The organism is Halolamina sediminis, from assembly GCF_001282785.1.
GTDB classification, from domain to species: domain Archaea; phylum Halobacteriota; class Halobacteria; order Halobacteriales; family Haloferacaceae; genus Halolamina; species Halolamina sediminis.
Window position 1 is genome coordinate 67,031 of record NZ_CVUA01000001.1, and the last position, 19,985, is coordinate 87,015.

Here is a 19,985-nt window from a genome sequence, read left to right on the forward strand (position 1 = left end):
CCCGCTGGGAGAAAACCGTTGTCCCGCCGCGGCCCGTCGGATCGCACGGCTTAACTACCACCCGGAGAAACAACTGCGTAATGAGCCGAGACCGGATCGACAGACGGCGGTTCCTCGCGGGCGCCGGGGCGGCCGGCGCGGCACTGTTAGCGGGCTGTTCGGCCGAGCAAGCTGACTCGCCGACGGCGACCACATCGTCCGGGGGAACGGAGACGACCGGCACGACCGTCGGCGAGACCGATGGCGGCGGCACGCTGGTCGTCGCGACGTACAGTTCGTTCATCGACGCCGTCAGCTCCAGCCCGGGTGGGTGGCTCAAACAGCAGTTCGAGTCGGAGTTCGACGCCGATCTGGTGTACCAGACGCCGCCGAACGAGCTCGATCAGTACATCCAGCGGGCTAACGCGGGCGTCGAGATCGACGCCGACGTGTACGTCGGGCTGAACGTCGACGGGCTGATCCGGCTGGACGAGAACCTCGAGAGCGACTCGCTGTTCGCCGAGGCGCCCGACCTCCCCGGCGAGTCCGACATCAAGGAGGGCCTCGGCTTCGACCCGCAGGGGCGGGCGGTGCCCTACGACACGGGGTACATCAGCCTCGTCTGGAACGCGACCGCCGACGACGGCGAGTTCGCCGCGCCGGAGACGTTCGATGGGCTGCTTGAGTCGGAGTATCGGGGCGACCTGCTCGCCCAGAACCCCTCCTCCTCGGCGACCGGGCGAGCGTTCCTGCTGCACACGATCAAGGCCCGTGGCGAGGAGAACTACCTCGACTACTGGTCACAGCTCCAGGACAACGACGTCCGAGTGCTCGGAAGCTGGGGCGACGCCTACGGCGCATACGGGGAGGACGAGGCGCCGATGGTCGTCTCCTACTCCACCGATCAGGTGTACGCCAACCGCTCGGATCAGAACATGGACCGCCACCAAATCCGGTTCCTGAACGATCAGGCGTACGCCAACCCCGAGGGGATGGCCCAGTTCGCGAGCACCGACAGCCCAGAGCTCGCGCAGTCGTTCATGGAATTCGTGCTCCGGCCCGAAGTGCAGGCCGAGATCGCGGTGCGGAACGTCCAGTTCCCCGCGATCACAGACGCCGAGTTCGGCGAGGAGAACGCCGAGTACGAGCAGTACGCCAAGGTCCCGCCGGAGGCGGTCAGCTTCACCTACGACGAGCTCCGGGGGAACCTCCAGGGCTGGATCGAGGAGTGGAGCCGCCAGATCGCGAGCAACTGAGGCAGCGACGACCCCGACGGACCACCCCCGCTGCGGATCCTCCACCCCGCTGACTCGGCCCTCCCCCGCCCGATCAGCCGGTCGACCCGACGCCGGCCCGCTAGCCGAACCGTTTTCTCCCGCAGTCCACGAGTTCGGGTATGGATCTCTCCGCCGTCGACCTCTCGCCGGTTCCCGACAACGGGAGCGCGGCCGACGCGTTCCAGCACACCGTCGACGCCGCACGACAGGCCGAGGAGCTTGGGTTCGAGCGGTTCTGGGTCGCCGAACACCACGGGATGGGGAGCCGCCTCGCCGGCGTCGCGCCGGAGGTGCTGCTGGGCCACCTTGCCGCCGAGACCGACTCCATCCGGCTGGGCTCGGGTGCGGTACTGCTGAACCACTACAGTCCGCTGAAAGTCGCCGAGCAGTTCGGGGTGCTCGACGGGCTCGCGCCCGGCCGCGTCGACGCCGGGCTGGGGCGGGCGAACGGCTCGCCCGCGGTCGACCGCGCACTCGGGACGAACCGCCGGAAGCGCAACCCCGACGAGGACCACCGTAAGAAGGTCACCGCAGTCGTGAACCACCTCTACGACGACTTCCCGGAGGGCCACGAGTACGCCGACATCGAGGTCCCGAGTTCCGACGGCGACGGGCCCGTGCCGTGGGTGCTGGGGTCGAGCGCGTCGAGCGCGAAGATCGCCGGGCAACTCGGGCTGCGGTTCTGCTTCGCCGCGTTCATCCGGCCGGATTTCGCGGTGCCGGCATTCGAGGCGTACCGCGAGACGTTCGAGCCGTCGTCGCTGCCCGGCGGGATCGACGAGCCACAGGGGATGGTCGCGCTCAACGCCGTCGCCGCCGAGACCGACGGTGAGGCCGCTCGCCTGCGGGCGGTCGCGGAGGCGTCGTTCAAGCGGATGCAGCGCGGCGAGGTGGGGTCGACGCCCTCGGTCGAGGAGGCGATCGACGAACTCGGCGGCGTTCCCGAGCCGACGCCGGCGACGCTCGACGAGGACGAGTGGCCGCGCGCGATCTCGGGCAGCCCGGAAACGATCGCCGGCCTGTTCGAGCAGCTTGCAGACCGCGTGGGGGTCGACGAGATGATGATTCAGCACGTCGTGCCGGAGCAGGAAGCGGCGCTGCGCTCGCACGAACTGATCGCCGAGGGTGTGAACGGTGGGTAAGGTTATCGGCTGGAAGTAATCGACTAGGTTGCGTATTCTGCGAGGATGATGACGGCGATGCCACTGCGACAGCGAACAGCAACAGCATCTCGACGCTAGACCACTTGCGACCGCAGGGTGCCGGGCACGAGGCCCGGCACAGCGCCGAGTCCCCACCCCTCCCCCCGCGAGCGCCGTAATTGGCGCTCGCGAGGCGTCCACCGCGACCGCACCGCGGCCGCGGTGGCGCGTGACGTGAGCGCCTCCGTGCGCGAACGAGCGCGCGAGGGACGAGTGAACGACCGAAGGGAGTGAACGAGTCGGCTGGGGAGGAACGAGGGCTGTGCGGGGCGGTTGCGGTCACAAGTGGCCAAGCATCGAGCTGCTGTTGCCGTCGGTGCCGAAGGATAGAACTGCTGTTACCGCCCTGCCGAAGAGAAGAAAGACCCCAGCCAGCGCAGTTCCTACCGAAAAGCCCGCTAATCAGGGCGCGACACCGACCGTCAGCAGCGTTCCCCACGTCCGGTAGCGCTCGACCATCGCCTCGCGACTCCCGAACCCCTCGTGGGGGAACTCGGACTCGTCGGGGATCTCCGTCTCGCGGTCCGGAACGTTGTCCTGCTCGGCGACGTGCAGGCCGGCGTCGCGGAACGCCTCGCGGTACTGCTGGCGGTCCCAGCGGGTCATCTCCACCGAGATGTTCTCCTGCCACTCGTGGGAGGCGGTGTTCTCCTCGTAGTAGTTCACCGCACAGTAGAACGTCCCGCCGGGTTTCAGCACGCGCCGAATCTCCTCCAGCGTGCGGTGAGGGTCGTTCGCGTAGTAGAACGCCTCCATCGAGAAGACGTGGTCGATCGAGTTCGTGGCGAACGGCAGGTGGTCGAAGTCGCCGACGAGGAAGCCGACCGCGTCGTCGTCGGTGTAGCCGTCGGCCTTCCGCGCCATCTCGGGCGAGCCGTCGAACCCGTAGGCAGCGTCGATACCGCGCTCCCGGAGGGCTCGCAGCGCGTAGCCGCTGCCCGTCCCGAGGTCGAGCACAGTGTCCGCCGCCTCGACCGGGATCCGTGCGAGGATCGGTCGCGCGGTGTGCCAGTGACGCTCCTCCATCCCCTGTTCGCGGCCCTCCGCAGCCCAGCTGTCGAACTCCTCGCGGACGCTCATGGTCGTGCTTGGAGCGTGGCGGGCAAAACGGGTTCGGCTCCGGGCTGGGCGCTCCGGGACCAGTCGACGCTGTGGGGCAGGCGCCGCGAGTTTGAAGTCGTCGCCGCGCTACTACCGGATATGGAGTACGACCTCGCCATCGACGGCGCGCCCGAGAGCGTCTCGGCCGGGACCGCGCTACTGCTGCTACACCCCAGCATCGGGGAGACCGACCGCGTCGACACCGACTTCCTCAGCGTCGACACCGACCGCTTCCTAGTCGTCTCGACCCGAACCACCGCTCGCGAGGTCGAACAGAAACTCGACTACTACGAGGTCGAGGAGTCGCGGGCGGAGATCCTCGACACGCTCTCGATCGAGCGGGGCTACTCCCGGCGCTCGGCGCCGCACGTCCACTACGCTGCCGGCCCGGACGACGTGGAGGGGATCGTCGAGCAGGTCGAGGCGTTCCTCACCGAGAACGACGGGAAGCGCCGGATCACGCTCGACTCGCTCAGCGAACTGGCGTACTACGGCGACGAGGCGGCCGCGCTGGAGACTGCCGAACGACTGATCGAACTGGTACGCGAACACGACGCCGTCTGCCTGTTTCACCTTTCCAGCGAGGTCCACGACGACGAGACCGTCGCCGCGTTCGCGGAACTGTTCGACGCGACGGTCCGCCTCCACGACGACGGGACCGTGAGCTACGAACCGCAGGAGTAGGGCAGGGACGGCGTTCTCGCCGTCGTCGGTTAGTCGTTTCCACTCGAGACACCGAGACAGCGGTGTGGCTTCCGTTCCAGTCGAAACGAAGAGTGGAGTCGAAAGAGCCGAAACGGTTCGTGCAGTCGAAACGGATGGTAGAGTCGAAACGGGAGAGTGCAGTGGAAACGGAGAGTGCAGTGGAAACGGATGATAGAGTCGAAACGGGAGAGTGCAGTGGAAACGGGGGAAACAGTCGAAGAGGGACGCACAGTCGAAAGAGAGGGAGCAGTCGAAACGCAGCCTCCACTCGAAACAGTGAGTGTACTCGAAACACCGAGCGCACTCGAAGCACCAAGTGGACCCGAAACGCTCCGCCGCTACTCGGCGAGCGAGTCGATCGTCTTCTCCGCCCACTGGACCGCGTACTCGGCGCCGTGATCCCGGTAGGCAAGCGTATCAAGCGCCGCGAACGGCGCGGGTAGATCGAGGCCGTGTTTCAGCGCCGAACACGCCAGCTCCGTCGCCGCCGGGAACTCCGTCTCCCCGCGGGCGACCTCGCCCGGGAGGTCGTCGATCCGGCCGACGAGGCGGTCGCCGGCGTCCTCCCACGCGGCGTGGAGTTCGTCGTGATCGCCTTCCCACGCGCGGAACCGCTCGCGGGTGTGCAGGCCGACCCACGCGTCGAACAGCGCGGCCGCGATCTGGTACGTCGCGGTGCCGCCGAGCCCGAGTGCGTCGTCGAGTTCGGCGTACTGCTCGCCAAAGAAGGGGAGGAAGCTCTCCGGAACCCCCTCCTCGATCTCCACCAGCGCCTCGGCGACGAGGAAGTCGCGGAACGACGCCGGGGTCGTCTCGGCGCGGGCCTTGACGAGCACCGTCGGCGGCTGGGTCTGCTGTGTCCGGACGACCGTGCCGTCACCCGGAAGGCCGATGGTGAACTGCTCGGAGGCGTACGCTTCGAGCTGTGCGGGCGTGTTTTCGGGCAGCCACGTCTCGGGGTAGCTGGCGGGATCGAGCGACTCCACGAGGAGGCCCAACTCCTCCGCGACCGCCGGCGGGAGCGTCTCGAAGTCCCGCTCGGTGTCGAGAACGAGCACGTCGGGCGTGATCTCGCTGTGCAGTCGCTCGACCGCCGGCGAGAGCGTCCGCTCGGCGAACATCAGGCCGAGAGGACGATCTGGAAGACGAACGCGAACGCCAGAAGCGCCGACAGGCCGACTGTGCTGGTGACGATCTTCGTCGCCGTGCTCATAGCACCATCTGCGACCGCGTGGCTGTTAACGGTTGCTGAAGCGGTCGGGGTGGGAGAAAGGGATGGGGAGGGTCGGGGGACGGACACCTACTCGTCGATACCGTAGTCGTCGGCCATCTCGATCACGTATCGGCCGTCCTCCTGGAGCGAGATGATGTACTCTTTCCGGTCGTACAGCTCCATGAGGTTGAGTTCGTACTGGCCAGGAGCGGTGATCTTGATGCTCTCGAACTGGTCGTTCAGCTCCTCGCGCAGCGCGCCGAGATCGGCGTCGTCGTCGGTCTCCGGCTCCTCGTGTTCGGGGGCCGAGCCCGCGACGGGTTGTTTCTCGACCGGGTCGTCGTCCTCGGGCCCGACCGCGCCCGAGATATCGAACTCGTCGGGAGAGACGTCCGAAGGAGTCTCCGTCGGGGGACCCTGCGGCGTCCCACGGGCGGGGGAGTTGGCCTCCGAGGATTCCGCCTCAGCCTCGGTCATCGTCCGGCGAGCCTCGTCGATCTCGTCGACGCTGGCCGACGAGGAGCGAGCGTCGGTCTGTGCGCGGTCCTCCGAACCGCCGGGGTCGACCTCAGCGCCGAGATCGCCCTCGGGTTCTGGGGGCTCCGGCTCGGCTGATTCCGCTGGCTCGGCGGATTCAGCAGATCGGGGATCAGCAGGTTCGGGGTCTGGCGACTCGGTGTCAGCCGGAGTGGCGTCGCTACTCGTCGCGGACGGCTCGGCATCGGCCGGAGTGGCGTCGCTGCGCGTCGCGGACGCCTCGGCGGTGTCGCGGCCGGCCGGCTGGAACTGGAACTTGTTCCCGCCGCAGTTCGGACAGCCCGACAGCATCTCCTTGGAGCCGTCGTCGAACTGCCGGCCGCAGGTGGTACACTCGTGGGGCACGGGACTACTTGCGCGAGACGAGCGCGCTGATCAGGTTCTCGTCCTTGTGGAGCGTCTGGATCTGGTTCGCCGGGCCGATCACGGTGAGCTTCTGGGTCTGCTCTTCTTTCCCCATCAGCCGGTCGAACAGCCCAGGGTTGCTCGAACTCGACTTGGGGTAGGTCTCGATCTCGATGCCGCTGAACTCGTCGGGGCTGATCTCGGTCATCGTCACCTCGATCAGCTTCGACTCCTCGTCGGGGGTGAGCCCCTCCTCTAAGATCACGATGTTGCCGTCGCGGACGCCGTCGAGGATGAGGCGGATCTTCTCCATGCTGGTGAGTCCCTCCATCCGGGCGCCGCTGATCATGTCGACCCGGACCCCGTCGCCGTCGCCGCTGGTTACTTCGGGCATTGTTAGGAGAAGTACTCCGCGATTTTCTCGTACACTTCGTCCATGTTCTGTCCCTCCAGTGCCGACAGGGGAATCGTCTCGTGCTGGGGGAACGCGTTCGCGATGCGCTGGATGTCCGACTCCTCTTTGTCGATCTTGTTCGCGAGGATCAGCACCGGGAGCTCCTGACTCTCGATGATGCCGATCAGCATCGTGTTCACCTGCGTGAACGGGTCCTCGGTGCTGTCGAGCACGTAGATCACGCCGTCGACGTCCTCCCGGAGCCAGTGCATGGCTTCGGCCACGCCCTCGGTGGCCTCGCGGGAGCGCCGGACGGCGTCCTCTTTCTCCATGTCGTGGTCGAGGAACTCCTCGTAGTCGACCTTCGTCGCGACGCCGGGCGTGTCGACGATGTCGATCGTAACCTCTCGGCCGTCACGCTCGATCGTCACGTCCTCCTTCCGGCGTGCACGCCGGGTCTCGTGGGGGATGTGACTCTCCGGGCCCACCGCGTCGCCGGTCCAGTCGCGGGCGATCCGGTTCGCCAGCGTGGTCTTCCCGGCGTTCGGCGGGCCGTATATCCCGATCCGTTTCGGCTCCTCCGATGCGAACAGGCCGTCCGTGACCCGCGTAATGCTTTGTTTCAGATTCGTGAGCAGACCCATCCTTATCTCCTGCTCCCTGTGGCGGTAGGGAGCGGTTACACCGAGTTCCGCCGGCGATATACTTAAGAATGGCGTCGAGCAGGGTGAGGCGTTCCGACCGCAGACGACGCCCTCCCCGATCGAAAACCGCGTTCCGAACCGTCGAGAGGAAACGGAGGGTCGACGGGAGGAACCGGAGGCGCACTGACGTAGCGGGGGGCGACGAACCGAGACTCGCTCAGTATCAGTAAGTGGGCGTTTCCAGTCGAAACAGTGGTGTGGGGTTAGCGAAACGGGCTTCGGTTGAGATGATCGTCAGGTGAGAACGGCTGAACCTACCGTTCGGCGGGGTTCGGCTCTCGAGAGAGACACCGAGCAACCCCCTCCCCATCGTTTCCCGTGGAACAACGAGACAGTCCGGGGTGGGGGTAGCGAGCTGGCCGACAGAAACACAACTAACCACACAACTCCACGTCTAAATAAAGAAGATAGATTGCAGTACGGACTAATCTATCGTCGTATGATGTAAAACTACTGCTCGACAGAGGGCAGTATCTGCCGGTTCTTACCCCCCACCCCCACTGTTTCCGCGTTCCACCCGAAACGAGGGGGTGGGGGGGGGTCACGACCCCACCTCCGTTTCACGTCGACCGCGGATCGACCCCGCACATCGATCGGCGCCATCACCCACTTCCACACTCAGTTGACCTCTCTGCACCCGAAGCGATGGCTGCGTGTAAGTCGCTCGGTAGCACCCCCAGTTTCACGTGCATCGACGCCCGGCGATCCTCGGTGGCCAGCTCCACGAACTGGGCACTCCTCGTCGAACTTCCCACCTGGGGCTGATCCACTCGAAACAGTGGGGTACGGAGGCAGCGATACACTGACTGAAAACGACTCGGGACGACAATCGTCGACACAACTCCCCAGCAGATCGAGCCGACAGGGACAGGTTTTTGGTACCCCTATTCATTTGGTTCGAGTGCATCAACTGGACGGCGCTCCGGAACGTCTCCCGTGAGATCGCGTCTTGCAGCGGGTCACGTGCCGGATATACCGGTCCCGAGTGCCGTTCTCCACACGAAACGTAGGGGTATCCAAATGAACGACACCGACGACGATACGGACGGAGAAGGCGATCCGAACGACGGCTGGCCGATCACCGACGACGACGCCTTCGACGAAGCGGACAGTGCCGAGGATACCGATCCGGACGGGACCGAGGAGACGCCCGATGCCGACGAGTCGGAGCCGACCGACGATCTTCCGGATGGGATCGACTCCTCGCTAGACACGGAGGGGACCGACTCTTCCGTCGATCTCGACACCGGCGGCGTCGATATCGACCGAATGCTGGAGGACGACGGCGACAGTCAGGGGCTGTTCGACGACCTGATGGCCGGGGAACCGATCTTCAGCAACAAGGAGGTGCTCAGACCCTCCTACACGCCCCACGAGCTCCCCCACCGGACGGACCAGATCAACCAGATGGCCACCATCCTGGTGTCGGCGCTGCGCGGGGACACGCCGTCGAACATCCTGATCTACGGGAAGACGGGGACGGGGAAGACCGCGAGCGCGAAGTTCGTGAGCCAGGAGCTCGAGTCCACCTCCGAGAAGTACGACGTCCCCTGTGAGGTGGAGTATATCAACTGCGAGATCACGGACACGCAGTACCGCGTGCTCGCCCAACTCGCGAACAAGTTCATCGAGAAGAACCGCGAGATCGTCGGCGACCGCCTCGACGAGCTTCGCGAGCTCCGCTCGGCGGCGGCCGACGGCGACGAGGACGCGCTCGCCGACACCGAGTTCGACAGCGTCGAGGCGGTCGACGAGGAGATCGCCGACCTCGAGGACGACCGCGAGGAGATGGAGGAGGTGCCGATGACCGGCTGGCCGACCGACCGGGTGTACACCAAGTTCTTCGACGCGATCGACTACCACGAGCGCGTGGTCGTCATCATGCTCGACGAGATCGACAAGCTCGTCGAGAAGTCCGGCGACGACACGCTGTACAACCTCTCCCGGATGAACTCCGAACTGGAGACCTCCCGGATTTCGATCATGGGAATCTCGAACGACCTGAAGTTCACCGACTTCCTCGACCCCCGGGTCAAGTCGAGTCTGGGCGAGGAAGAGATCGTGTTCCCGCCGTACGACGCGAATCAGCTTCGGGACATCCTCCAGCACCGCTCGGACGTGGCGTTCAAGGAGGACGCACTGACTGACGACGTGATCCCGCTCTGTGCCGCCTTCGCCGCACAGGAGCACGGGGACGCCCGCCGAGCCCTGGACCTCCTCCGGACCGCCGGCGAACTCGCCGAGCGCAGTCAGGCCGAGACTGTCGAGGAGCAGCACGTCCGGCAGGCACAGGACAAGATCGAGCTTGACCGCGTCGTCGAGGTCGTCCGCACCCTCCCCACTCAGAGCAAGATCGTCCTGTTTGCGACGATCCTGCTGGAGAAAAACGGCGTCCACAACATCAACACCGGCGAGGTGTTCAACATCTACAAGCGGCTCTGTGAGGAGATCGACGCCGACGTGCTCACCCAGCGCCGCGTCACGGATCTGATCAGCGAACTCGACATGCTGGGGATCGTCAACGCCGTCGTCGTCTCGAAAGGTCGCTACGGCCGCACGAAGGAGATCTCGCTGTCGGTCCCGATCGAGGAGACCGAACACGTCCTCCTCTCGGACTCCCGGCTCGGCGACATCGAGAACGCCCAGCCGTTCGTGCAGGCCCGGTTCGACAACTGATCGGTTCGGGCAGCGTTCCCTTTTGCCGACGTAGAGAACTTCTTCGACAGCTACCGTCTCACGCTGCAGCGATCCGGTTCGAGGACAGCCCCGGACTCGAAACCCCCTCGACCGACGCCGGCATTTCGACTCCAGTCGAAGCGGTGGCGTTCACCGTCGCGGCGCCGTCGGTCGTCGCGCTCGCGATGCCCGAATCGACGGGGCCGGCCGTCGCCGCGCCCGAGAACCCCAGCCGGACCCAGCCGAGGTAGGGGATCCGGAGTCGCGCGGTGCCGACCACCCACTCGGGCTTCACCGGCTCACGGATGTTGCCAGTCTGGTCGTAGTAGGCGTTGTTGTCGCCCTTCGTGATGAAGCCGTCGTGGGGGGCTGGACAGTTGTCCATCTCGGCGCAGTTGTCGGCGCCACGGACCCACGCCTTGTTTGCCTCGTCGTACCAGTTCTCGCCCTCCTCGACCCAGAACCGGGCGCGGTGGATGATCGGCGGGCCCGTCCCGCTGCTCTGGTAGACGACGACGGTGCCGAAGTCGTTGAACGTCTCGTAGCCGACCTCCTCGCCGACGCGGTGGGTGACGACGCCAGTGTCCCCGCGGGCGGCGTCGGGCGCGAAGCGGCCGGGTTCGGTGACGAAGATCAGGTCGCCCTTCTGCATGTTGGGGTCCATGCTCCCGCTCTCGACGGCGACCATCGGCGGCCAGATGCCGCTGATCCCGAACAGCAACAGCCCGACGAGCGCGACCGTCGCCATGCTGGTCAGCATCTCGCGAGCGAACATCAGCGGGCCGCTCTCGGCGTGGAGGAACCGCTGGATCAGCCCGTCCGGTTCGTCGTCGCCGGCGGACGGCTTCGGCGGGGAACCCTCGCCAGCACTCATCTGGTCACCGCTTGACGGGGGGCCGCCATAGGCCTTCTGACTACTCCGCCTCCGCCGGCGTCGCCGCTCTCGCACGTTTTTGGCCGCAACCGACACCCTTTCGGCCCGTAGGTCCGCGCGTCACCCCATGGCACGAATCGAGGCCGCGGATTTCCACGAGATCACCAAACCCGGCGACGTTCGGCTCTCACCGGACGGCGAGCAGGTCGCGTTCGTCCGGCAGACCCCCGACGACGACGAGAGCTACGAGTCGACGATCTACCTCGTCCCCAGCGACGGGAGCGACGATCCCCGGCAGTTCACCGTCAGCGAGGGCGGCGACAGCCAGCCCCGCTGGTCGCCGTCCGGCGACCGTCTCGCGTTCGTCTCGAACCGCGGGAAGGACGACGATCGCCCGCAGCTCTGGCTGATCCCCGTCGACGGCGGCGAGGCCCGGCAGGTCACGGAGGTCCCCGCCGGCGTACAGGGGATCAGCTGGTCGCCCGACGGCACCCGGATCGCGTTCACCCAGTCCACCACCGAGGACGAGCGCGAGGAGGGGCTCGACGTCGACATCTCCGAGGAGCCGGAGTACGAGCGCGAGGAGCCCGATCCCCGGGTGATCGACCGCACCGTCTACCGCACGGGCCAGTCGTACTTCGACGGGACGCGCTCGCACGTCTACGTCGCCCACGTCGGTGACGGCCTCGCGAGCGCCGAGGACGTGGACGTCGAACGGATCACGGACGGCGACGTCGACTTCGGCGGCCCCGAGTGGGGCGACGCGTCGACGCTGTACTACACCGCACAGGACGTGGGCGAGGACCCCGACGACTCACACCGCTACTCGATCTACGCCTACGACACCGACCCCGACGAGGCCGAGAAGCTTCACGAGTCGAGTGGCTGGGGCGCCGGCCTCGCCGCCAACGGCGAGGGCGAGATCGCCTTCCTCTACAGCGAGGAGGAGCAGGCCAGCATCCAGCCGACCGAACTCAAAGTGCTCGACGCCGAGAGCGGCGACGTGGCGTGGATCACCGAGGCGCTCGACCGCGGGCTGGGGTACGAGTCCGCGCCGGAGTGGGGCCCGGACGACGTGCGCGTCTACTTCTCGACGCCCGACGAGGGGAAGACCAGCGTTTGGTCGGCACCCGGCGACGCGAGCGAGGCGCCCAGCCGCGTGATCCGTCCCGGCGCCGTCAGCACGGGCCACGTCGGCGAGGAGCGTTTCGCGTTCGCGATGAGCGAGTGGGACCACCCCGGCGACGTGTTCGTCTGTAGCCGCCAGCACCCCGACGAGCCCGGCCTCGACGGCGGTGTCGGCGTCGAACGCGAAGACTGCGTTCGGCTCACCGAACTCAACGCCGACTACCTCGACGACGTGTCGGTTCAGGAGCCCGAAGAGCTCCACTTCGACTCCGAGCAGGGCGAGGTCCACGGCTGGACGATCACGCCGCCAGAGTTCGACCCCGACGAGGAGTACCCCCTCGCGGTCGAGGTCCACGGCGGCCCCCACGCGATGTGGACTACCGCCGGGACGATGTGGCACGAGTTCCAGACGCTCGCGGCCCGCGGCTACGTCGTGTTCTGGTCGAACCCCCGCGGCTCGACGGGCTACGGGAAGGAGTACATGCAGGCGATCGAACGCGACTGGGGCGACGTCACGCTGACCGACGTGCTGGCCGGCGTCGACCTGCTGGCGGACCGCGAGTACGTCGACGGCGACGACGTCCACCTCACGGGCGGCTCCTTCGGCGGCTTCATGACCTCGTGGACGGTCGGCCAGACCGATTTCTTCAGCTCCGCGGTCTCCCAGCGCGGCGTCTACGACCTCACGAGCTTCTATGGCTCGACCGACGGCGCCTACAGCCTGGTCGAGGGCGACTTCGACACGACGCCGTGGGAGGAGCCCGAGTTCCTCTGGGAGAAGTCGCCTGCGGGCCACGCCCACGAGGTAGAAACCCCGACGCTGGTGATCCACTCCGAGGACGACTACCGGACCCCGGCCTGCACGGCCGAGCTCTGGTACCGCATGGTCCGCAAGCAGGGCACCGACACGCGGTTCGTCCGCTACCCGCGAGAGGGCCACGAGCTCTCGCGCTCGGGCGAGCCGGGCCACATCGTCGACCGCATCGAGCGCATCGCGCGGTGGTTCGACGGCTACAGCGACCACCACGACGTGCCGCGCGCGCTCGACCGCGAGCCCGACGACGGCCTCTCCGCGGATGAGGACGAGAACGGTAACGACGGGAACGACGACGACGAGAACGACGAGTAGCGCTCCCGACGGCTCCGGAGCGCTACTGGGGGCAGCTTCACCTGCTCGTCAGACGCGCTCCCCGGGTGCGGTCTCGATCCGAAGCGAAGGGGTTCCGCCGTAACGCCCATCGGCGCCGATCCCGAAAATTCCGTATGGACTGCGAGTACTGCGACTCGACTGTCGAGGAGCACGATCCGGTGTACGTCGCCGAGGGCACGATCGACGCCGAGCCGATGGCGTTCTGCAACTACGCCTGTCTCACCACCTACGTCGACGAGCACGGGCTGGCCGACGGCGCCGCCTGTCACTGGTCGCCCTGAGGCCCCAGAAGGCACTTATCCGAAACGCCGGGAATTTCGAGCGATGGATCCCCGCCGCGTCGCCCTCCTGCTCGCCGTCGTCGGGCTCCTCTGCCTCCCGGCGCCGATGTATCTCGGCTGGGCAGCGGAGGCCACGTCCCCGCCCGCACAGACCTCCCAAATCTACCTCGCCGAGCCGGTCGACCTCGACAACACGTCCGACCGGAAGCGGCTCGTCGACGCCCACGATCACGATGTCGCGCTCCCGGACTACCGACTCACGGCGCGGTACGGCAGCGACTATCGCGCGCCGAACGCCACGCTCGACGCGCTGGTGACCGCGATGCGCGAGGGCTCGGCGACCGTCGACGACCCGGACGCCCGCGCGGATCTGCGCGAGATCGACCGCGAGTACGCGTTCGTGCGTGACACCAACGAGAACACCGAATCGGACGGCTACTACCGGCTCACGGTCGAGGAGAACGGCTCGCTCGTCCGCGCGGAGAACGTCTCGCTGCGCCCCGTCGCGGACGCCGTCGCCGAGCAGGCACCGCGCTACGCCAGCCTCACCGCCGGCGAACAGCGCACGATCGACCGGCTCATCGACAACTCCACGGGCGACGATCTGGGCTACCGCCCGTCCGTGAACGAGCCGTACGTCGACCAGCTGCCGACCGTGATCCAGAAGGAGGGAACGCTGTACAGTATCTCCGTCTACGGCCACGTCGACGACTTCGGCTCGGGCTTCGCCGGCTTCGTCGTCGGCCTCGGGGTGGCGGCGCTGGGGATCGTACTGCTACTGGCCGCCGCCGGGATCTACGCCTACGACCGCTGGCGTTCGTAGTCAGTTCGCGAGCCCCCCACTGCTCAGTTCGTCCGGAACGACCGATCCCCCGCGTCGCCGAGCCCGGGGACGATGAACCCCTCCTCGTTGAGTTCGTCGTCGATCGACACCGTCAGCAGGTCGGCCTCGGGGAACGCCTCGTCGACCCGGACGAGTCCTTCCGGCGCCGACACCGCCGACAACACGAACAGGTCCTCGGGCTCCTCGACGGCGGCGTCGAGGACGTGCTCCAGCACGGTACACATCGTCGACCCGGTCGCGAGCATCGGGTCCGCGACGACGACCGTGTCGTCGGCGGTGATCTCGGGCAGCTTCTTGTAGTCGACGCTGATGGGGAACGTGCCGTCCTCCCCCATCCCGGCCTCCTCGTCGCGGCCGGCGGAGATGACTCCCTGCTTGGCGCGGGGGAACGCCTTGAGCAGCCCCTCGACAAAGGGCGTCGCGGCCCGGAGGACGTTGATGATCACCACGTCGTCGAGCCCCTTGACGCGCTCGCCGGTGGTCTCCGTCAGCGGGGTTTCGACGGGGACGTACTCCGTCTCCATCGCGCCGTCGATGATCTCGTAGCCGCAGATCCGGCCGAGTTTGACGAGTCCCTTGCGGAAGCCGACCTGTTCGGTCTCCACGTCCCGGATCTGTGAGAGGGTGTCTTTCGCCAGCGCGTGCGTGACCAGCTTGGCCTGGTCGCGATCCTCGATGGGCATTGTCGGCTGTCGGGTCGGGAGCGGCATAAACGCGGGCGGTTCAGTTCCTCCGTGTGTGGCTTACACGAACTTCCGCACCGTCATGTCGAGCGTATCCAGATCGAGGATCGGCGCGTGGCCGTAGTCGGGGTCGATGTTTACCGACTTCTGGAACTCGGTCTGCTCCTGCCAGCAGCCCGAGTTGACCGCGAGGACGTTATGGTACTTCCCCCAGCCGAGCTTGTGGACGTGGCCGGTGTGGAACACGTCGGGCACCTCGTCGATCACGAGGTAGTCCTTCTCCTCGGGCGCGACGCGGGTGTGGCCGCCGTACTGCGGGGCGACGTGGCGCTTCTTGAGGAGTTGGTACATCGCCTTGTGGGGATCGTCGTAGCTGGCTTTCTCCTCGGGCAGTTCGGCGATCACCTCGTCCAGCGAGACGCCGTGGTACATCAGCACCGAGACGCCTTCGACGGTGACGGTCGAGGGGTTCCCCGTGAATCGGGCGTCGTGGGCGCTCATGATCTCCCGGAGCTCTTCGGTGAAGGCGGGCTGGGGCTCCGCGAGTCGGACGGCGTCGTGGTTCCCGGGGATCATCACGATCTCCATGTCGCCGGGCACCTTCTTGAGTTGCTCTGAGAACGCCTCGTACTGCTCGTAGATGTCGACGACGTCCAGTTCCTCGTCCTGATCCGGGTAGACGCCGACGCCCTCGACCATGTCACCGCCGATCAGGAGGTACTCCACGGCCTCGGCCTCGGGCGTGTGGAGCCAGTCGGCGAAGCGGTCCCACGCCTCCTGTGCGAACTCCTGACTGCCGACGTGCACGTCGGAGATCAGCGCCGCCTGCACGTGCCTGTCGGCGGTGTTGGGCTTGTGCGTCCGGGGCACGTCCGGGAAGTGGAGTGAGTCGACGAACAGGATGCCCCCGTCGTCGGCCAGCGTCCCCTGCACCGCGAGACACTCGTCGAGTAGTAGATCGTCGACGAGCGGGGCGAACGCCCGGTCCTTCATGATCAGGCAGGGGAACGTTCCCGTCGTGTCCTCCAGTTCGACGATCCAGTGACCCGACGCCGTCGAGCGGATGTCGTCGACGAGCCCGATCATCTCCGCGTCGCTCCCGCCGGGCATCGACTGGATCGCCTCCGCCGGGCGGTGGTTCACGCGCCCGCGAAGCAGCCCCGAGAGCCGCTCGTAGCGGTCCTGAAACGTCCCGACGAACTCATCGTACTCGCCGGTGCCCGTCGAGCGCCCGGTCACGTCGTTGCGGATGTCGGGAGCGGGCGGGGAGCGGTCGCCGACGGCGTCGGCGGTGGTCGTCGACTGTCTCCCGGCGTCGCCGCCAGCGGTGGTCGGCGATGCTTTCCCGGCGTCGCCGGTCGTCCCGTCGTCGTCCACCCTTCCTGCTTCGCCCGCGTGAGACCCCTCTGTTTCGACTCCGTACCCTGATTCAGTCTGTCGATTTTTAGAATATTTGTCTCCAGTTGAAACGTCGGAATTCTCGCTTCCGTCCTCGCCGGTGAGCAGTTCGTCCGCGGGTGTCGGCTCGTTCCCGGCGTTCACGTCCGTCGGCGCCTGTTGGCCGAGGTCGGGGGCGCCCTCGCTGGACTCGGGCGGGGTGGGTTCGTCGGGAGTCGCCTCGCTGTCGGGGGCGGGATCGAGCAGCGCGCTGTCGAGCGCCTCGCGGGCGTGCTCGACGGTGACGACGAACGCGTCGCCGGCCGCGTCGGCGGCGGCCTCGGCGGCGAGTTCGGGCTCGCCGGCGTTCGCGAGCAGCGTCACCGCCTCGCGCTCGGCGTTGTACCCCCGGCTCGTGAGCTCCTCCACGAGCCGTCGATGGGACTCCTGTGGCACGGGGCTCTCTCGGCGAGGGGGGCGGAAAAGCGTACCGACCGCCCCCCGGTTCCGGCACGGCTAAGCGAGCGGCGGCCCCAGTCCCCGGTCGTGAGCCAGTTTCCGACGTTCGAGGTGATCCCCGCGGTGGACGTACAGGACGGCGAGGCGGTCCAGCTCGTCGCCGGCGAGCGCGACTCGGGGAAACGCTACGGTGACCCCGTCGCCGCCGCGGAGCGCTGGCTGGACGAGGGGGCGGAGACGCTCCACCTCGTCGATCTCGACGGCGCGTTCGAGGGTGAGCGCGCGAACGCCGACGCGATCGAAGCGATCGTCGACGCGACGGGCGAGGACGTGGACGTCCAGGTCGGCGGCGGGATTCGGACCGTCGAGGACGCCACGTCGCTGCTCGATGCCGGCGTCGATCGCGTGATCCTCGGCACTGCGGCGGTCGAGAACCCCGAGATCGTCGAAGAGATATCCGAGACGCATCCGGAGAGCGTGATGGTCAGCCTCGACGCGAAGGAGGGGGAGGTCGTCGTCTCGGGCTGGACCGAGGGGACCGGGCTCGATCCGGCCGAAGCCGCAGCGCGCTACGAGGAACTGGGCGCGGGCTCGGTGCTGTTCACGAACGTCGATGTGGAGGGACAGCTCTCGGGGATCGACCGCGAGGCGGTTGAGCGAGTGGTGGACGCGGTGGAGATTCCGGTGGTCGCGAGTGGTGGCGTGACGGATTTGGAGCACGTCTCGGCGTTGCGGGAGTCGGGGTCGGCGGCGGTGGTCGTGGGGACGGCGCTGTACGAGGGTCGGTTCTCCTTGTCGGAAGCGATGGGGGTCTGATTCTGGGGTTGGTTCGTCGGTGTTTCGTTCGTTGGCTACTGGGACAGCAACCGCGACAGCAGCTCGATCGTTGACTACTGGGACAGCAACCGCAACAGCATCTCGATGCTAGACCACTTGTGACCGCAGTGCGCCGGATATGGAGTCCGGCGCAGCATCAAGTCCCCACCCCTCCCCCCGCGGCGGCCGACTGTCGGCCGCCGCGAGGCGTCCACCGCCACCGCACCGCGGCGGCGGTTGGCGCGCGACGTGAGCAGGGCGGGACCGGCGGTCCCGCTGGCAGTGCGGGCGACGCGTGGGTCGCCCGCACGACGCCTCCGTGCGCGAACGAGCGCGCGAGGGACGAACGACCGCAGGGAGTGAGTCGGCTGGGGAGGCCTGAGGGCTGTGCGGGGCGGTGCGGTCGCAAGTGGTCTAGCTCACTCCGCGGTCCTGTTCGCAGTCATGCCACCGAACTCGCGGTTGCCGTGATAGTCGCGACTACGTCGTGACGCCAACAGCACGTAGCCTCCTACTACACCCAGTCCTTCCACAATCGCTTTGCCCCCGCGGAACACCCTCTCAACCATGACCGACCGGCACGCGACCGTCGCCCGGGAGACGGCCGAGACCGAGATCGACTGCACGCTCACGCTCGACGGGAGCGGCGACAGCGAGGTCGACACGGGTATCGGCTTCCTCGACCACATGCTCGACGCCTTCGCCCGGCACGGCCTGTTCGACCTCGAACTGACCTGCGACGGCGACCTCGAGATCGACGACCACCACTCCGTCGAGGACGTGGCGATCGTCCTCGGGCAGGCGTTCGACGAGGCGCTCGCGGATCGCTCGGGCATCCGCCGGTTCGCCGATCGCCGCGTCCCCATGGACGAGGCACAGGCGGGCGTCGTCGTCGACGTCTCCGGCCGCCCGTACTTCCGGTTCGACGGCGAGTTCTCCCAGGAGGAGGTCGGCGAGTTCACCAGCGTGCTCGCCCGCCACTTCGCGCGCTCGCTGGGCCAGCACGCCGGCCTCACGCTCCACTGCGAGATCGAGGGCGACAACGCCCACCACGAGGTCGAGGCGCTGTTCAAGGGACTCGCCCGCGCGCTCGACGACGCGACCCGACTCGACGAGCGCCGAGGCGACACCCCGAGCACGAAGGAGACGCTCTAAGCTTCCCGGATCTCCCCGTCCTCGACGACGAGTCGCCCCTCCAACGCCGCGTGTGAGAGCACCCCGTCGATCTCCTCGCGTTCGAGGTCGTAGGCGTTCGCGAGCATCGACTCCGCCTCGCTGCGATCGATCGGGAACGGTCGGTTCGAGAGCATCCGCATTGCCCGGCGGTAGCTCGGCGGCGTCTCCGCCCCGTCGCCGGGTCTCGACCCCGAACCGGCGCCTCCTGTACTGTCGCCTCCCGCTCCGCTGCCTCCCGTACCGTCGCCCTCCGCCCCGCCACCCACCTCACCGCTACTGCCGCCGCTCGGTTCTGAACTCCCGCCCGCGCTCATCGTGATTCCGTCCGTCGCGGGACCGGGATCACCGTGTGCATCCGTCGAGGACTGTGCGGCGGTCGAGCCGTCCGTCTCCGCACTCCCACCGTCGCCGGCCTCGGCCCGCTCGATCAGCGGCTCCATCACGCGCAGCAGTTTGGTCTTGCAGTCCGAACAGAGTACCACCGAGCGGTCGCCGCCGCCGAGGCGGGGCGGGACCACCGCGTACTCCCCGATGTCGTCGGGCGCGCCACAGAAGTAACACGACTGGAGGTCGGCCATGGTCGAGTGTCGCTCCCTCCGGGGAAAAACCTGTGTCGTGTGGGTCGACCCGCCGCTTAAGGCCGGCGAGGCCCGAAGTGGGACGCCACCAGCCGCCCACCATGGACACCCAACCCACCGAGACGACCGGCCGCTCGATCGTCGTCAAACTGTTCCGCCGCCACGGCGTCGAGAGCGAATCGGTGGCGTCGATCGCCGACGCCGTCGCGACCGTGAAAGTCGCCAGCGAGTTCGACGAGGCGAAGATCCTCCAGGACGACGAGGTCGTCTATCACTCCGAGCGCAACGGGTCGATCGAGGGCTGGGAACGAGCGTGGGAACGAGAGAAGCGACGACTCTCCGCGGAGGAATCGGCGTGGGACTGCCCACACGGCGTCGAGCAGTGCTACGAGGACGACCGCTGCATCGACTGCCAGATCGACCGCGCGGCCGGGAACACGCCCGCGGAGTCGGCCGCCGAGCGAGGAGAGTGACTTTAAACCCGGC

Annotated in this window: 20 protein-coding genes; 10 read left to right on the forward strand and 10 right to left on the reverse strand. The window is 67.4% G+C overall.

What is annotated here, in order from left to right:
- The first annotated feature begins 95 nt into the window (after positions 1-95).
- Together BN1959_RS00375 and BN1959_RS00380 are read left to right on the forward strand one after the other, a co-directional pair.
- Positions 96-1,235 (forward strand): thiamine ABC transporter substrate-binding protein, encoded by a 1,140-nt coding sequence (locus BN1959_RS00375; protein ID WP_053949284.1) that lies wholly within the window; start codon positions 96-98, stop codon positions 1,233-1,235.
- Positions 1,236-1,375: 140 nt separating this feature from the next.
- The gene (locus BN1959_RS00380) at positions 1,376-2,398 is read left to right on the forward strand and encodes an LLM class flavin-dependent oxidoreductase (protein WP_053946756.1); all 1,023 of its coding nucleotides are present in this window, start codon (positions 1,376-1,378) and stop codon (positions 2,396-2,398) included.
- A gap of 462 nt (positions 2,399-2,860) precedes the next feature.
- Here BN1959_RS00380 and BN1959_RS00385 read toward each other — a convergent pair whose 3' ends face one another.
- Positions 2,861-3,538 (reverse strand): class I SAM-dependent methyltransferase, encoded by a 678-nt coding sequence (locus BN1959_RS00385; protein ID WP_053946757.1) that lies wholly within the window; start codon positions 3,536-3,538, stop codon positions 2,861-2,863.
- A gap of 120 nt (positions 3,539-3,658) precedes the next feature.
- Here BN1959_RS00385 and BN1959_RS00390 point away from each other — a divergent pair, with 120 nt between their 5' ends.
- Positions 3,659-4,243, forward strand: coding sequence for a DUF7090 family protein (locus tag BN1959_RS00390; protein ID WP_053946758.1), 585 nt, complete (start codon positions 3,659-3,661; stop codon positions 4,241-4,243).
- A 359-nt stretch (positions 4,244-4,602) separates the two neighbouring features.
- On the opposite strand, the gene BN1959_RS00395 is transcribed toward BN1959_RS00390, so the two are convergent.
- The 5 genes from BN1959_RS00395 to BN1959_RS00410 form a co-directional block, all read right to left on the reverse strand.
- A complete protein-coding gene (locus tag BN1959_RS00395) occupies positions 4,603-5,385 on the reverse strand; it encodes a DUF7089 family protein (protein WP_053946759.1) in 783 nt (260 codons plus the stop codon).
- Complete coding sequence (locus BN1959_RS15525; RefSeq protein WP_435119586.1) at positions 5,385-5,477, reverse strand: hypothetical protein; 93 nt, start codon at positions 5,475-5,477, stop codon at positions 5,385-5,387. Before BN1959_RS15525 ends, BN1959_RS00395 begins: the two co-directional genes overlap by 1 nt.
- A gap of 87 nt (positions 5,478-5,564) precedes the next feature.
- Positions 5,565-6,359, reverse strand: coding sequence for an OapC/ArvC family zinc-ribbon domain-containing protein (locus tag BN1959_RS00400; protein ID WP_053946760.1), 795 nt, complete (start codon positions 6,357-6,359; stop codon positions 5,565-5,567).
- 4 nt (positions 6,360-6,363) lie between these two features.
- Positions 6,364-6,753: a DUF2073 domain-containing protein gene (locus BN1959_RS00405; protein ID WP_053946761.1), complete on the reverse strand. Its 390-nt coding sequence runs from the start codon at positions 6,751-6,753 to the stop codon at positions 6,364-6,366.
- Between the two features lie 2 nt (positions 6,754-6,755).
- A complete protein-coding gene (locus BN1959_RS00410; RefSeq protein WP_053946762.1) occupies positions 6,756-7,397 on the reverse strand; it encodes an Era-like GTP-binding protein in 642 nt (213 codons plus the stop codon).
- 1,080 nt (positions 7,398-8,477) lie between these two features.
- Between BN1959_RS00410 and BN1959_RS00415 the strand changes: the two genes are divergently transcribed.
- The gene (locus BN1959_RS00415) at positions 8,478-10,133 is read left to right on the forward strand and encodes a Cdc6/Cdc18 family protein (protein ID WP_053946763.1); all 1,656 of its coding nucleotides are present in this window, start codon (positions 8,478-8,480) and stop codon (positions 10,131-10,133) included.
- Between the two features lie 58 nt (positions 10,134-10,191).
- On the opposite strand, the gene BN1959_RS00420 is transcribed toward BN1959_RS00415, so the two are convergent.
- Positions 10,192-11,007: a S26 family signal peptidase gene (locus BN1959_RS00420; protein WP_079978569.1), complete on the reverse strand. Its 816-nt coding sequence runs from the start codon at positions 11,005-11,007 to the stop codon at positions 10,192-10,194.
- A 127-nt stretch (positions 11,008-11,134) separates the two neighbouring features.
- Between BN1959_RS00420 and BN1959_RS00425 the strand changes: the two genes are divergently transcribed.
- The 3 genes from BN1959_RS00425 to BN1959_RS00430 all read left to right on the forward strand — a co-directional run bounded on the left by BN1959_RS00425 (position 11,135) and on the right by BN1959_RS00430 (position 14,389).
- Positions 11,135-13,264, forward strand: a complete 2,130-nt coding sequence (locus tag BN1959_RS00425) for a S9 family peptidase (protein ID WP_053946764.1) — start codon at positions 11,135-11,137, stop codon at positions 13,262-13,264.
- A gap of 134 nt (positions 13,265-13,398) precedes the next feature.
- Entirely contained in the window at positions 13,399-13,566 is a 168-nt protein-coding gene (locus tag BN1959_RS14930) for a hypothetical protein (protein WP_202594625.1), read from the forward strand.
- 43 nt (positions 13,567-13,609) lie between these two features.
- On the forward strand, positions 13,610-14,389 hold the full coding sequence (locus BN1959_RS00430) for a hypothetical protein (RefSeq protein ID WP_053946765.1): 780 nt from the start codon (positions 13,610-13,612) through the stop codon (positions 14,387-14,389).
- Positions 14,390-14,412: 23 nt separating this feature from the next.
- Here the strand turns inward: BN1959_RS00430 and upp are convergent, their stop codons facing one another.
- On the reverse strand, positions 14,413-15,093 hold the full coding sequence (upp, locus tag BN1959_RS00435) for a uracil phosphoribosyltransferase (protein WP_053946766.1): 681 nt from the start codon (positions 15,091-15,093) through the stop codon (positions 14,413-14,415).
- Between the two features lie 60 nt (positions 15,094-15,153).
- The gene (locus BN1959_RS00440; RefSeq protein ID WP_053946767.1) at positions 15,154-16,926 is read right to left on the reverse strand and encodes a DNA-directed DNA polymerase II small subunit; all 1,773 of its coding nucleotides are present in this window, start codon (positions 16,924-16,926) and stop codon (positions 15,154-15,156) included.
- 90 nt (positions 16,927-17,016) lie between these two features.
- Here BN1959_RS00440 and hisA point away from each other — a divergent pair, with 90 nt between their 5' ends.
- On the forward strand, positions 17,017-17,745 hold the full coding sequence (gene hisA / locus BN1959_RS00445) for a 1-(5-phosphoribosyl)-5-[(5-phosphoribosylamino)methylideneamino]imidazole-4-carboxamide isomerase (RefSeq protein WP_053946768.1): 729 nt from the start codon (positions 17,017-17,019) through the stop codon (positions 17,743-17,745).
- A gap of 567 nt (positions 17,746-18,312) precedes the next feature.
- Complete coding sequence (hisB, locus tag BN1959_RS00450; protein WP_053946769.1) at positions 18,313-18,900, forward strand: imidazoleglycerol-phosphate dehydratase HisB; 588 nt, start codon at positions 18,313-18,315, stop codon at positions 18,898-18,900.
- Here hisB and BN1959_RS00455 read toward each other — a convergent pair.
- The gene (locus BN1959_RS00455) at positions 18,897-19,499 is read right to left on the reverse strand and encodes a hypothetical protein (RefSeq protein WP_053946770.1); all 603 of its coding nucleotides are present in this window, start codon (positions 19,497-19,499) and stop codon (positions 18,897-18,899) included. The two genes, hisB and BN1959_RS00455, sit on opposite strands and share 4 nt — an antisense overlap.
- 101 nt (positions 19,500-19,600) lie before the next feature.
- Here BN1959_RS00455 and BN1959_RS00460 point away from each other — a divergent pair, with 101 nt between their 5' ends.
- Positions 19,601-19,972: a hypothetical protein gene (locus BN1959_RS00460; protein ID WP_053946771.1), complete on the forward strand. Its 372-nt coding sequence runs from the start codon at positions 19,601-19,603 to the stop codon at positions 19,970-19,972.
- The last annotated feature ends 13 nt before the right edge of the window (positions 19,973-19,985 follow it).